Below are 12,093 nucleotides of genomic sequence, written 5' to 3'. Positions count from 1 at the left end.
AGGCACCTACCTTCGGTTGGGTGACGTCCTTAGGCGGGGTGACTGGGCTCGACACAGGCTCGCTGAGGGTGTGGGCTGGGAACTGCGGGCCCGTCTCTGAGGCGGACTGATCGCCACACCCGCTCGTGGAGTTCGGCGATGCAGGGGCTGCACGCGAACATCGGGGCCTGCATGCCCGCGATGCTCGCGGGTCCTATCCATAAGACGCGGGTCCAGCGTTGTCCGCAGTACAGCCAGCAGACGCCGTCGATCCATGGGTTTCCGTCGTCGGTCTGGGCGCGCGCGGGCAGACCGTTGCTGGCGAACGAGGCCACCCCAGGAATCACCATGTGGTCAGACATCGGGAGTCTCCGGTTCGATCTTCTGCCAGCCGGTGAGGCGGGGGCGGGAAGTAGGTTCGTGGTGGTTGGCTACTGGCGGATGTACGTGAGTCCTGGGGCGCGGTCGAGGTCGAGGGTGAAGCGGTCGACCTGGTCCGTGCTGCTGGACACGGTGAGGGTGTAGCCATTGCCGGTGTAGATGCCCGGCCCCGTCGGGGTGAGCTGGTCCCTTGACCCTCGGCGCCACAAGTGGAGGACGCCGGCGCTGCGCGTGAGTCGCAGGCTGCCGGGGGCCTGGGTGCAGGTGAAGGTACCGAGCTCTGCCTGCTGGCCGTGGTCGTTGAGTGTGGGCTGGTCTCGTACGGCAGTACTCGGGGTTTGCGCCAGGGTCGCGGTGCGGAGGAGGACTTCCTTGGGGGCCAGCATCGGCTGCTTGTGGAGGTCCCGGAGGATGGCGGCGCTGATGCGGTCGGCCGAGAGCTCGGCATTGTTGGACAGGGAGACCACGCGTAGCCCTGATGCTTCCACGTGGGCAGCGGCGGAGAAGCCCTGCTCGTGGCCGTAGTGGAAGACGGTGCTGCGGCCGGGGCGGGCGTCGGCGTAGAGCCCGGGGCCATAGAGGTAGGGCTCGTGGTCGCTGGGCTCGTAGGTGACGGTTTCCTGCCAGGGGAGCTGGTGGGGGTGGTGCCAGTGTTGGTGGAGGTGGGTGAGCCAGAGGTCGAGGTCGCCGACGGTGGTCCATAGGGTTCCGGGGCCGGGCAGGGTGACCGGCGCTTCCGCGTGCTGCCACCCGTGGTGGGTCGCCTGGTAGGCGGATGCTGCTCTGGGGATGACATGGCGCGGGTCCGTCTTGAAGTGGGTGGAGTGCATGCCGAGCGGGCCGAAAACGCGGTGCCGGGCGAGGTCGGGCAGCGTGGTGCGGTGGACCGTTTCGAGGATCTCTGCCAGGAGGAGGTAGTTGGTGTTGCTGTAGAGGAAGCGGCCTTTGGGGACGGCGCGTTGGTCCTGCCGGTAGGCGAGGGTTCGCAGGTCGCCGGCTGTGTAGTGGTCGAGGTCCCGGAAGCCGGCGAGGGAGAGCAGGGACTCGGCATCGCGTATGCCCGACCGGTGAGTGACCAGGTCCGCGACAGTGACATCGCTGATCTTGAGTCGGGGCAGCAGGTCTGCGGCCTGCTGGTCCAGGTGCAGGAGATCGTCATGCGCGGCGAGCAGGATCAGGTGGGCGGTGATCTGCTTCGCGACCGAGCCGACGTTGAAGGTGGTGTCCGGTCCGATGGGCAGTCCGTGTTCGAGGCTGGCCAGACCGGTGTGTAGAAGAGCGGGCTCTTCGCCTGGCCGGTGGAGCAGCAGAGACAGGCCGGGCTCCTCGTCGCGGGCCGCGTTCACAGGGCGAGGGCCTGGTGGTGGGCGGCAGCGAGGCGGTCGCGGAGACCATCGTCGCTGATCAGCTCCAGAGCGCGGGCATGATCGTGCGCGGTGCCGACGAGGAAGCTTCGCTGCTGGTCGAGGTAGGCGGCCAGGAACCGGTGCAGGTCTCCCGTGGTGTTGTTCAGCGCGTGGGCGGTGAACAGCATGGTGAGCGGGAACGCCCAGCAGGCGTGGAGGAAGCCGAACGCCGGCCGCATCGTCTGCTTCCACGGGGAGTGGAAGTGTGCGGCGTCGCTGATCTTGCATCCCGTTGCCGCGAGGGCGTCGTTCAGCCAGTTGTGCCCGGCCTCGTGGATGAGGTCGCGGGCCAGGACGACCGGGTCGTCGATGTGGTCCATGAAGACCGTGCCGGGCAGGCGGCTGATGGTCCAGCTGTCGAGGGTCTCATCGAGGTTCCTCGTCCGTAGAAGGCACAGGACGACTGCGTGCGCGGCTAGCAGGTCGCCGAAGCCCGCTCGTGCGGCGCTGGCGTACGCGTCGGCCGCGAGGCTGCACAGGTGGGGCTGGGCGGCTTCGGTGCCGGGGCCCAGGACGTAGTAGGGGGTCTCGGAAATCGCGGATCGGGGCAGGTCGGCGAGTACGGGCGTGACGACCACGCGGGCGCCGACCGTGGTGGGGACGGAGTTGGTGGTGGCCCCCGCGTCGGGGTGGGCGACGTACCAGTCGAAGGTCGAGGCATCGCCGGCGCGGGCGGCTGCTTCGGCTCCTTCGAGGGCGTGGTGAGCCAGGCAGAAGTCGGCCGCCGTACTGGTGCTGGGCTGAGGCGCTTGGGATCCGGGGCGGATGATCGCGTGGATTCGCTGCGTCCGCTTGTGGTGCAGACGGCCGATCGGCGGGAGGTCGAAGAGGATGTGCATGAGGCGGCTCTCCTGTTCGGTGGTGGGCCCGGGGCCGGGCCGCAGGTGCTGACGGCCCGGCCCCAGGTGTGTTCACCGGCGGCGCTCAGAGCGCCGGGCGGCTGTGGGTGTTCAGGCGGTGGTGGTCTCCGCCTCGGCCGCCGGCCAGCCCTCGGCCGAGACGCTGGAGGTGTGGGCGGTGGTACGGACGGTCTCGTCCTCGCCGCGCAGGTCCTCGACGTTGGCGAGGAAGTCGGCGATGCGGTCCTGGTTCATGGGGTGTTCCGCCTTTCGGTCTCGTTGGCTTCGGCTTGTTCCGCTTGCTCTGCGGTGGTGCCGGGTACGCGGCGGTGCTCTCGCCCTGGGCATGAGGGGCTCCCTCGCGTTGATCAGCGTTGGTGGAGGTCGGCCGCTGTGCGGAGCGCGGTGTGTAGGTCGTCCATGGCGGGGCGGTCACCCGCGTCGTCGGAGAGCGCGGCGGTGACGATGCTGCGCAGTGGCTCGAGGATGAGGGGGAGTTTCGTACGGCCGGAGAGGCGGGGGATGTCCGCGCACAGGTACCGGTAGATGAGGACAGCGAGGCTGAACACGTCGGCTGCCGGGGTGGCCTCGTGGTAGCCGGTGAGGTACTCCGGCGGCCAGTGGACCTCGGGGCCGCGGTGTTCAGGCCCGCGCGGGGTGGACAGGCGGCGGGCGGCTCCGAGGTCGGTGATCAGGCCCCGACCCTGGTCGATGAGGATGTTCTCCTGGTAGACGTCGCGGTGGACGATTCCACGCTGGTGTAGGTTGCCCAGGCCGCCGGCGACGTCGGCGAGGATGCTGAGGCCCTTGCCGGTGTCCTTGGACGTGGCCATGAAGGCCCGGAAGTTCCCGCCGTCGCAGTGCGGCATGCTGTACCAGTCGAACCGAACCGAGCTGCCCTGTTGCAGCAGCGGGACGATGTGATCGGTTCCTCCGGCAGCGGCGGTCAGCTCCGCCTCGTGGCGAAAGTCTTCGCGAGTGAGGGCGCGTTCGGTCTCCGTCATCTGCGCGTACCAGTAGAAGCCGTACGCGGCGAGCCTCTCGCTGGGGTCAAGCTCGGCCAGGACGTGGTTGCTGCCGAACCCCGCCTTGAGTACGACGTCCTCCTGGCTGGGGCGGCTTGCTCTGACCAGGGTGCTGGCCCGCGTGAACGCGAGGAGGTCGCTGATGTGCCAGCCGTCCGTGCGGAGCTGATCGAGGACCCAGGCTGCGGGATGCATCGGGTGCAGGTTCATCGGCGCGCTTCCTTGTTCGGGGCCGTCGGGCTGTCGGCCGAGCGGAGGTCCTCCATGCAGGCGTCGACCAGGGCTTCGAGGTCGGCATGGGTCGTGCAAGGGTGCTTCAGCACTGGCAAGCCGGTGGCCTTGGTCCAGGCGTCGGCGGCCTCGTTGTAGAGGTCGGCAAGCCGTGCGGCGGCCTCGGGCTGTTCGGTGAAGCGGCGCTCTGTCGCACGTCGCGTGATGCGGTCGTGGCAGATGCCGGGCTCGGTGGTCAGCAGAACGGTCAGTTGCGGACGGGCCTGGGTCTGCTCGGCGAGGCGCTCGATGTACGCGTCGGCGGGCTGCCGGTGGAGCAGGGCGAGCAGGCAGGCGGTGGAGAGGGTGAGCCGGTCGGTGAGGACCGGGCCCTCGGTGAGGGCGACGGCGATGTTGAAGCGGGAGTGCAGAGCCAGGTCCTGGGCGGCGGCCTCGATGGCCTCCCGCTCGTCGCCCCCGTGCCCGGCTCGCAGGTGGATCAACGTGCGAGTGGCCGAGTGGGAGAGCCAGGAGAACTGGCCGATGTGGCTGAGGGGGATGTCCTCGGCGTGGGCGGTGGCCAGGAGCCGGTCTCGGAGGGTGCTTTTTCCGGCGCCGGCTATGCCTTCCAGGGCCAGGAGCACGCGCTCACCCGGCCGCGGTGGGTTCGGCGATGAGCCAGCTGATGAACTTGGCGACCCGGCCGGCGGCGACCGGGAGGGTTCCGTGCGCGAGCTGGGAGCCGTACAGCAGGGCCGTTCCGGGGGTCGGGGCGACGCTCCAGCGGGTGCGGGGCATCTGCTGGAACCAGGTCGCGGAGTTGTCGGCTCCGTCGTGGGCCAGCCACATGCCCTCCGCGTAGCCGTTCGAGGCGGCATCGGGGGCCTTGCCGTTCCACAGCCGGTCGTTGGAGGCGGTCTCGACGTAGAAGTCGCCTCCGACGTCGGCCTGAGTGATCACGACGCTGATGCCGGCGATCTGGCGGGGCCAGGCGAGCGGGTCGGGGGCGATGCCGTCGAGGTGGCTGGTGATGTGCTGGCCCACGCCGTACTCGACGTACGTCCACGGGCGGCAGAGGGTGATCGAGGGCATGACGCGGGAGAGGGCCGGGCGAGCGCGTTCGAAGGCGTCACCCAGGAGCTTCTCGGCGGCTTCGGGGATCGAGGGGATCTCGACGCGTCCGGCCGGCTCGTAGACGGCCATGGCCTCTTCGGGGCCGTGGCCGGGGATTTCGTGGATAGAGGTCCGGCGCTCGTCACCGAAGCGGCTGGTACCGCCGCTGGTCAGGACGTTGTTCATCAGGTCGGCGAGGTGGGCACGCTCAGCGTCGCTGAGGAAGTTCTCGATGCTTCCGACGCCGACGGTCTCGGCTATGTGGATCACTTCGTGGTTCCCCCTTGCTGGAGCACGTGGTGGATGTCGTTCAGGTCCGTGCAGTGGTTGAGCCAGCTGACGACCGGGCTGCGGGTGGCGGCCAGCGGGTCCTGCCACAGGGCGAGGAGTTCTCCGGTCAACGGCAGGGTGGCGCTGTCGGGCAGCAGGCCAGCATCAGGTGTCTCGGCCTGGGCCAGGGCGCGGCACGAGGTCTTGTGCTGCTGGGCGAAGACGAGGGCGAGACGGGATGCGGCCGCGATACGGCAGGCCCGCAGGAGAGGGTCCGCGGGTAGCGGCAGGCCGTACGAGCGGTGTTCGGTGACTGCCCATGCCTGGGCGATGCCGGCGCCGGAGGCTGCGATGCGGCAGGCCGCGCAGCACCGGTGGTCGGAGTCCGGGCAGAGGCGAAGGTGCTTGCCGAGGGTGGTCGCGATCTCGTCTAGTACTGCCCAAGCGGTACTTGCCAGCACGGTACCGATGTCTGGCTGTCCGAATCCCGAGGTGTCCTTGTGGTTGCAGCAGGCCTCGCCCGCTCGGGGCTGCTTGCTGGAGGTGAGGGCGGGTTCGATGAACAGGGTGTGGAAGTAGGCGATGCGTCCCAGGAGCTGGTGGATGGTGACCGCGTCGCCGGGCTTCATCGCAGCACCCCCTCGGGGGCCTGCGGCAACACCGGCAGCGGGCAGGCGCACACGGATTCGGCCTTGGGGCGCTCGGCGTCGAGGGCTGCGGCCAACACAGCGGTGGCCTCGTTCAGGCGGGTGAAGTAGCCGTCCCACCCCTGACCGGAGCCGGGGTCCAGGCTCAGGTCGAGGACCGGGGTGGTGGTGCCCGTGTTCTCGCAGGTGAGCTCCGAGCGGCCGACGTTGACCTCGATGCCCGCGGGCAGGAGGGCGCTTGCGAAGGTGGCGGCACGGCACAGTGCCGCAGCAATACGGGCGTACTCCTGGCGGTCGCGGGCGAGGAGACCGATGCGCAGCCCCGTGGGAGCCAGGTTCGTGCCGGTGTACTGGTGGCCCTGGCAGCTGTCGTACGTGACGAGCCCCCAGGCTCGGGTGACCGTGTCGACCAACGGCCAGACGCCGGGTTCGATGGCCGCCCGCCACATCGGGTGGGCCGGGTTGAGATCGTCGGCCTCGTGAATGCCAGCGAGGCCCACGGTGTTGATGTTGCCGTGCTCACTGGTGTGCAGCCTCACTTCGCTTCGGGCGAGGTCGGGAGCGTCCCAGCTGGTCAGGAAGGCGTTCACGTCGCGCATGCTGTTCGGGGTGCGCGGGCGCCAGCGCAGGCTCTGGCACCAGGCGCCGGCGGGTTGTGCGGGCTGGGCCAGCAGCGCGGCGACGCCGTCGATCATCCGCATGCGGTAGTCGCAGTACGCGTCGTGATCGGCGGCCGGGTCCTGGCGCCAGCGGGTGGCGATGCACCCTCCGCCGCAGGTGGTGCGGTAGTCACAGGTCGTGCACTTGTCCATCAAGGCCTTGCCTTGGTTCAGCAGGAGCGAGTCCTGCTGGGCGCGGACCACCTCGTGCTCGTCGGCCGTGGACTCCAGCTGGGTGAGGCGGGCCTGGGGCCAGGGCAGTTCGTCGCAGCTCCCGAGGCGTCCATCGGGGTAGAGGGTGAAGACGTGGTCGCACTTGAGGTCGGAGAAGTGGCAGAAGCCTGTCGTCAGGCCCCGTAATCGCCGGATCGTGGAGACGGCTGGTTCGAGCTTGACGCGGGCGAAGTGTCCGGAGGCGATCCAGTGAGCGGTGGCGGCGAGGACGAACTGGGCGTACTCGTCGGGATGGATGGCCCAGGCCGGGCCATCGGTTGCGTTCACGGCAGCCTGCTGAAGCAGTCGGCTGGCTGACTTGCGCCTGCTCGGCAGGGCCGTGGAACGGCGGATCGTGGCGTCGAAGCAGGGTACGAAGCTGATCGCGTTGACCGAACCGAAGCCGGCGAGGTGGTCCAGCACCTCTTCGGCGCGGTCCAGCACCGCCGGGGTCACCGCGGCGATCACACCGACGCTCCGGCCCCGCTCCGCGAGCAGGCTCAGGGATGCGGCGACGCGCGGATACACAGGCTTGCCGTCGTAGCCGACACGCCAGGCGTTGCCCTGGGCGTCACCGTCGAGGGAGATGCCGATCCGGAGGTCAGGGCAGAGCGCGTCGAACATGTCGAGCCAGTCGGCGTCGAGCAAGACACCGTTGGTCTGCAGGCTGACGCGGACGACCTGCGGCATGCCGGCCAGCTCCGCGAGGAGCTCGCCGATGTGCTCCCGCCCCGCGGTCAGGGGCTCGCCGCCGTGGAGTTCGACGGCGAGCTTGCGGCCCTTGAAGATGCTGGCCAGGCGCCTGATCTGGTCGGCGCTGACCCTGGCACCCCCAGGGGCCTCCTTGCGCTTCTCGTAGCAGTAGAGGCAGTCGATGTCGCACGTCTCACCGCGCGTCTTGACGATGACCGACACCGCGGTGCCGGTGTCATCGGCGTCCAGGCTCCGGTAGAGCCCGTCGATCGTGTGGCGCTGTTCTGTGCTGAGGTTCATCGGCTGCCCCCTCTTATGCTGCCGTGACCGGATGAATGGCTAGTCGGACAAACGCCCCAGCAGGGCGCCCTGGCCGGACTGGAGAATGTGCGCGGCCTCCAGCGGCATCCAGAAGCACTCGAAGTGAGTCGGCTCCTGCTCGCCGTCGTGGTCCTCCTGGCTCATCCACCGCTCCGGGGTCGGCTCGGTGAGCTCCAGGTGGAAGACGTGTCGGTGCTGGATCTCGAACCGGTACGGGCTGATGTCGTACTCGGTCTCGCCGAGCTTGCGGACGATCTTGAAGTCCGACAGGCCGGTCTCCTCGCGGGCCTCGCGCAGGGCGGCGGCCTCCGGGGTCTCACCGGGGCGGATGCTGCCCGCGGGGACCTGGATGCCGACCTCCTCGTAGGAGTAGTCGGTGTGGCGGAACACCAGCAGGCGCCCGTCGCGCACGATGTAGACGAGGACCTTTTCCTTCGTGACCTTCTCGGGCATAGCAAAACCTCCAGTTGGTACAGATGCTGATTCGTGGGCCCGGCCGGGGAGAGGCTCGGGGACCGCTTATCCCCGGGCCGACTGTGACCGGTCGGTGCCGCAGGGAAGCCCACGAGTTTAGGCCCCCAACTTGTCTTCGGATCAGCGTTATTCAGTCGATGGGTCGGCCCGGAATGGGCCTGCTCGGGGCTCGAGATGCGGTGCGACGTCTGGCCCTCGTTCGGGTGTGCGATGGCGAGCCCGCTACCGGTGCGCGCACCTTCGTTGCCGCCCGATCAGCCATTTCGCGGGCATGGCCAGAGGGGAGACGCCGATCACGACGGCTGCCCTGATCCGCCCTTCGATCACCCGCGCTGCGGGGCAGGTTGAACTCCGCCCAGCAGCGCTTGCCCGTCGCCGTCAGATCGGCACCGTGGCGGTCGGCGATCACTGATACAAGATGCAGACCGCGCCCGGACTCGGCGCACTCGCTCAAGGGCTCGGGCCGCGGCAGGACCTTTGCGACGTCGTGCACCTCGACCACGAGCACCGGCCCCTCCTGGTAGACGCTGACGGTGACAGGCCCCGACCCGGTGTGGCGCAGGGCGTTGGTGATCAGCTCGCCGGCCGCCAGCTCGATTCCGTCCAGTGCCTTCTCGTCGAGCCGTATGCCCCAGGAACGGATGCCGGCGACGACGCGGTGTCGTGCCTCCTGGGCGGCGGCTGCCGAGTGGGCGACGGTGAACGCGAGCTGGTGGTGCGCTGCCATGAGCGGGCCTCCTGGGCTGCCTGACTTGCGTAACCACGGCGGATACTCGGCCTCGCAGGGCCGCCGTCTTGCCGGGGCGAAGACGAAGTGTTCCCGGCGGCTCCCGCCTGAACGAGGCCCTGAGCACCGCCGAACGCCGCCCTTTCGTGCCTAACCGATGTCTATTCGCTGTCCGCCTGGAATTTCTGGGCAACAGATCTGCGATCGACGGCTGTTGATGTCTAGCGTGGAGACCGAACAAGGACCCCGGCATGAGGGAGCGGCTGTGGAGCAATCAGGACCGACCCTCTTCCAGACCCTGATCAACCAGCGGGGCTGGCAGGACTACCAGGTCTTCAAGCGGCGCTACGAGCAGGCGGCCAAGCAGTTAGCCGAGCTGGAGGGGCCACCCTCGATCGCGACCGCGACGATCGAGAAGCGGCAGTTCTTCCGGTACGCGCACGGCGAGGTCCGGACCCCGCAGACCGTCTCCCGCCGCGTCCTGGAGTTCATGTTCCCGGGCATCCCGGCCGCCCGACTCCTCGGGCCCGCGGAGTCCAAGCCGGTGGCCTCGCCCCACCACACAGCGGCTGATGACCGCGAAGCAGTGGATCCATCCGAGTACGGCCTTGAAGACGTGGTCATGGCGGCGGCGAATGAGTCGGCGCAGTTCGCGGCCAGGGCAGAGAGCAGTAACGTGGGACCGCACACGCTGGAGCAGCTGGAAGCTGACATTCGCCGCCTCGTCATTACGTACCCCAGCCGGCCCGTCGGGCCCCTGTTCCGAGAGGTTCGCGCCCTGCGCGACCGCGCGTTCGAACTGCTTGAAGGTCGTCAGCCACCGCGGTACACCTCCGACCTCTACGTGGGCGCCGGTGTCCTGTGCGGCGTACTGGCGAATGCCAGCTTCGACCTGGGCCGCTACGACGCGGCCGAGACACAGGCACGCACCGCCTTCCTGTTCGGCGAGCTCGCCGGCCACAACGGACTGCGCTCCTGGGTACGCGGGCTCCAGGCACTCATCGCGTACTGGGATGGACGTCCGGTAGATGCCGTACGCCTCGCCGACTCCGGAAGCGCGTTCACCCCCGAATCCGGCACGGCGCAGATCCGGCTGGAGAGCATCAAGGCACGCGCCTACGGCCAGCTCAACCGGGGCAGCGATGCCCTGGCCTCCCTGAGCGCCGCCGACCGCTTGCGTGAGCGTCTCGTCGAAGGCGACGAACTGCCCGGCGGGATGATGGCCTTCCCCGTCGAGAAACAGCTGTTCTACTCCAGCAGCACGCACCTGTGGCTGGCTGGCACCCAGCACCTCAGCGACGCCGAGGCCCGCGCCGACGAAGCGGTGGAGATGTTCCAGTCCGCACCGCCGGAGCAGCAGCGCCTCGGCGAGATGTCCCTGGCCCGCATGGACCTTGCGATGGCTCGGCTGGGCCGAGGGGATATCGACGGGGCCGCGACGCAGATCCACGCTGTCCTCGGGGTCAGTGCCCGGCGCCGCACCGAGAGCGTCGACCGCCGCTTCGGCCACTTCAGCCGTCAGCTCGCGCTGCACCCCGGGGCCGGATCACCTGCCGCGATCGGCCTTCGTGAGGTGATCATTGCTCATCAGGAACGCATGCCCGCTCAGCTCCCGCCAGGAGGCAGCCAGTGACGACCGTGACCCTTTTGCACCCCGGCGCCATGGGCGCGGCCGTCGCCGCCCAGGCCGTCAAGGCAGGCCACGAGGTGCTGTGGGTGCCGGAAGGCCGCAGCGACGCGACCCACCGGCGCGCGAAGGAAGCCGGGGCCACCGCCTGTGACTCGCTCGGCGAGGCGTTGGAACGCAGCGAGATCGTCCTGTCGATCTGTCCTCCGCAGGCCGCCGAAGAAGTGGCAACCACGGTCGCCGACCACGCCTTCGCCGGGGTGTACGTGGATGCCAACGCGATCAACCCCCAGCGCATGCAGCGAATCGCGGAGGAGATCAGGCCGGGTGCCATAGTCCTCGACGGTGCGATCTTCGGCCCGCCGCCCGGTGGCCAGCGGGCTGCTCGCTTCTACCTCGCCGGCGAAGCCCAGGCCGTGGACATGGTGGAGCCCGTGTTCAAGGACACCGCGTTGCACGTTCGCCGCGCGAGCGGCAGCGTCGGCTCCGCCTCCGCGCTGAAGATGGCGTTCGCCAGCTACCAGAAGGCCGCCCGAACCCTCGCCGGCGTGGCCCACGCGCTGGCAGATGCCCATGGCGTCGGCGACGAGCTCACGGCCGAGGCGCAGGTGATGGCGTCCAACATCCTCGCCGACCCCGGGTACCTGCCCAGCGTGGCCGCGCGAGCGTGGCGCTGGGCCCCGGAGATGGAGGACATCGCTGAGACTCTCCGCGCAGCCGGTCTGCCCGCAGACATGGCCGAGGCTGCGGTAGCGGTCATGTCGCGCTGGGAAGGAGACAAGGACCAGTACAACCTAGAGCTCACCGACGTCTTGTCCCACCTGCGGAGCCAGGGTGAGTGAGCAGCGACCAGTTCTCTCCACGGACGAAGTCCAGCGGCAACCCATTGCCGCTGCCGTCGTCGTCCACAACGGGCGGGTGCTGCTGGTGCGACGGCGTGTGGCGGAGGGACGACTCTCCTGGCAGTTCCCGGCAGGCAAGGTCGAGGCTGGCGAAACGGGGCAAGCTGCCGCTGTACGGGAGACGAAGGAGGAGACCGGCCTGGATGTAACCGCGGTGACGCTGCTCGGTGAGCGCGTCCACCCTGTCACCGGTCGGCTGATGTCATACACGGCATGCGCGGTGGTGGGAGGAACGGCGCACGTTGCGGACGCTGACGAGATAGCCGAGGTCGCCTGGGCAACCCTCGCGGAGATCCCGCGCTACGTCCCGTACGGACTCTTCGAGCCGGTGCAACAGCACCTCGACGCCGTGATCGGGTGACCGGAGGCCTGTCAGCCCTTACCTCGTTCCGTCCGCAGGAGTTGATTCTCCTTCTCCAGCGCAGCCACGCGGCGTTCTAGATCAGCCCGAGTGCGTCTTGCCGGCGCAGGCAGCTCTGCCTTCGATGGGGTGGGTGGTTCGCCGGCGAGTCCTAGGGCCTGTGTGATGTCGTGATCAGCTTCTGAGTTCTTCACTCTGCGCGGAGTGGGATCCGGTAGGACTGGGGTCGTGACACGTAGGCAACTC

13 protein-coding genes are annotated in these 12,093 nt (G+C 69.0%); 3 read left to right on the top strand and 10 right to left on the bottom strand.

Annotation, left to right across the window (positions count from 1 at the left end):
- Nucleotides 1–410: 410 nt before the first annotated feature.
- From ACFWU6_RS08595 to ACFWU6_RS08550, 10 genes are all read right to left on the bottom strand, one after another.
- The gene (locus ACFWU6_RS08595) at nucleotides 411–1,706 is read right to left on the bottom strand and encodes a serine hydrolase domain-containing protein (protein ID WP_383979503.1); all 1,296 of its coding nucleotides are present in this window, start codon (nucleotides 1,704–1,706) and stop codon (nucleotides 411–413) included.
- Entirely contained in the window at nucleotides 1,703–2,605 is a 903-nt protein-coding gene (locus ACFWU6_RS08590) for an aKG-HExxH-type peptide beta-hydroxylase (protein WP_383979500.1), read from the bottom strand. The genes ACFWU6_RS08595 and ACFWU6_RS08590 overlap by 4 nt, the downstream gene beginning before the upstream one ends.
- Nucleotides 2,606–2,716: 111 nt before the next feature.
- Nucleotides 2,717–2,860 (bottom strand): hypothetical protein, encoded by a 144-nt coding sequence (locus ACFWU6_RS08585; RefSeq protein WP_167347301.1) that lies wholly within the window; start codon nucleotides 2,858–2,860, stop codon nucleotides 2,717–2,719.
- Nucleotides 2,861–2,973: 113 nt separating this feature from the next.
- Complete coding sequence (locus tag ACFWU6_RS08580; protein WP_383979497.1) at nucleotides 2,974–3,840, bottom strand: protein kinase; 867 nt, start codon at nucleotides 3,838–3,840, stop codon at nucleotides 2,974–2,976.
- Nucleotides 3,837–4,484 (bottom strand): hypothetical protein, encoded by a 648-nt coding sequence (locus tag ACFWU6_RS08575; RefSeq protein WP_383979495.1) that lies wholly within the window; start codon nucleotides 4,482–4,484, stop codon nucleotides 3,837–3,839. Before ACFWU6_RS08575 ends, ACFWU6_RS08580 begins: the two co-directional genes overlap by 4 nt.
- A gap of 4 nt (nucleotides 4,485–4,488) precedes the next feature.
- Complete coding sequence (locus tag ACFWU6_RS08570; RefSeq protein ID WP_383979492.1) at nucleotides 4,489–5,223, bottom strand: hypothetical protein; 735 nt, start codon at nucleotides 5,221–5,223, stop codon at nucleotides 4,489–4,491.
- Nucleotides 5,220–5,852 (bottom strand): hypothetical protein, encoded by a 633-nt coding sequence (locus ACFWU6_RS08565; RefSeq protein WP_383979488.1) that lies wholly within the window; start codon nucleotides 5,850–5,852, stop codon nucleotides 5,220–5,222. The genes ACFWU6_RS08570 and ACFWU6_RS08565 overlap by 4 nt, the downstream gene beginning before the upstream one ends.
- Nucleotides 5,849–7,735 (bottom strand): radical SAM protein, encoded by a 1,887-nt coding sequence (locus ACFWU6_RS08560; protein ID WP_383979485.1) that lies wholly within the window; start codon nucleotides 7,733–7,735, stop codon nucleotides 5,849–5,851. Before ACFWU6_RS08560 ends, ACFWU6_RS08565 begins: the two co-directional genes overlap by 4 nt.
- Before the next feature lie 39 nt (nucleotides 7,736–7,774).
- Nucleotides 7,775–8,209, bottom strand: a complete 435-nt coding sequence (locus ACFWU6_RS08555) for an NUDIX domain-containing protein (protein ID WP_383979482.1) — start codon at nucleotides 8,207–8,209, stop codon at nucleotides 7,775–7,777.
- A gap of 151 nt (nucleotides 8,210–8,360) precedes the next feature.
- Nucleotides 8,361–8,957, bottom strand: coding sequence for an ATP-binding protein (locus ACFWU6_RS08550; RefSeq protein ID WP_383979479.1), 597 nt, complete (start codon nucleotides 8,955–8,957; stop codon nucleotides 8,361–8,363).
- A 265-nt stretch (nucleotides 8,958–9,222) separates the two neighbouring features.
- On the opposite strand from ACFWU6_RS08550, the gene ACFWU6_RS08545 reads away from it, so the two are divergent.
- From ACFWU6_RS08545 to ACFWU6_RS08535, 3 genes are read left to right on the top strand one after another with little or no spacing between them, the layout of a single operon-like run.
- Nucleotides 9,223–10,590, top strand: coding sequence for a hypothetical protein (locus ACFWU6_RS08545; protein ID WP_383979476.1), 1,368 nt, complete (start codon nucleotides 9,223–9,225; stop codon nucleotides 10,588–10,590).
- Nucleotides 10,587–11,426: a DUF1932 domain-containing protein gene (locus ACFWU6_RS08540; RefSeq protein WP_383979474.1), complete on the top strand. Its 840-nt coding sequence runs from the start codon at nucleotides 10,587–10,589 to the stop codon at nucleotides 11,424–11,426. Before ACFWU6_RS08545 ends, ACFWU6_RS08540 begins: the two co-directional genes overlap by 4 nt.
- Entirely contained in the window at nucleotides 11,419–11,847 is a 429-nt protein-coding gene (locus ACFWU6_RS08535) for an NUDIX hydrolase (protein ID WP_383979471.1), read from the top strand. Before ACFWU6_RS08540 ends, ACFWU6_RS08535 begins: the two co-directional genes overlap by 8 nt.
- The last annotated feature ends 246 nt before the right edge of the window (nucleotides 11,848–12,093 follow it).

This window comes from Streptomyces sp. NPDC058674, assembly GCF_042716505.1.
Classification (GTDB): Bacteria; Actinomycetota; Actinomycetes; order Streptomycetales; family Streptomycetaceae; genus Streptomyces.
Note: the sequence above shows the minus strand (reverse complement) of the source record. Positions and strands in the feature narration are given on the sequence as shown.

Excerpts from the sequence above, each read along its gene's own strand:
- ACFWU6_RS08590 (WP_383979500.1), bottom strand. The coding sequence starts at position 2,605 with ATGCACATCCTCTTCGACCTCCCGCCGATCGGCCGTCTGCACCACAAG.
- ACFWU6_RS08585 (WP_167347301.1), bottom strand. The coding sequence starts at position 2,860 with ATGAACCAGGACCGCATCGCCGACTTCCTCGCCAACGTCGAGGACCTG.
- ACFWU6_RS08580 (WP_383979497.1), bottom strand. The coding sequence starts at position 3,840 with ATGAACCTGCACCCGATGCATCCCGCAGCCTGGGTCCTCGATCAGCTC.
- ACFWU6_RS08565 (WP_383979488.1), bottom strand. The coding sequence starts at position 5,852 with ATGAAGCCCGGCGACGCGGTCACCATCCACCAGCTCCTGGGACGCATC.
- ACFWU6_RS08560 (WP_383979485.1), bottom strand. The coding sequence starts at position 7,735 with ATGAACCTCAGCACAGAACAGCGCCACACGATCGACGGGCTCTACCGG.
- ACFWU6_RS08555 (WP_383979482.1), bottom strand. The coding sequence starts at position 8,209 with ATGCCCGAGAAGGTCACGAAGGAAAAGGTCCTCGTCTACATCGTGCGC.
- ACFWU6_RS08550 (WP_383979479.1), bottom strand. The coding sequence starts at position 8,957 with ATGGCAGCGCACCACCAGCTCGCGTTCACCGTCGCCCACTCGGCAGCC.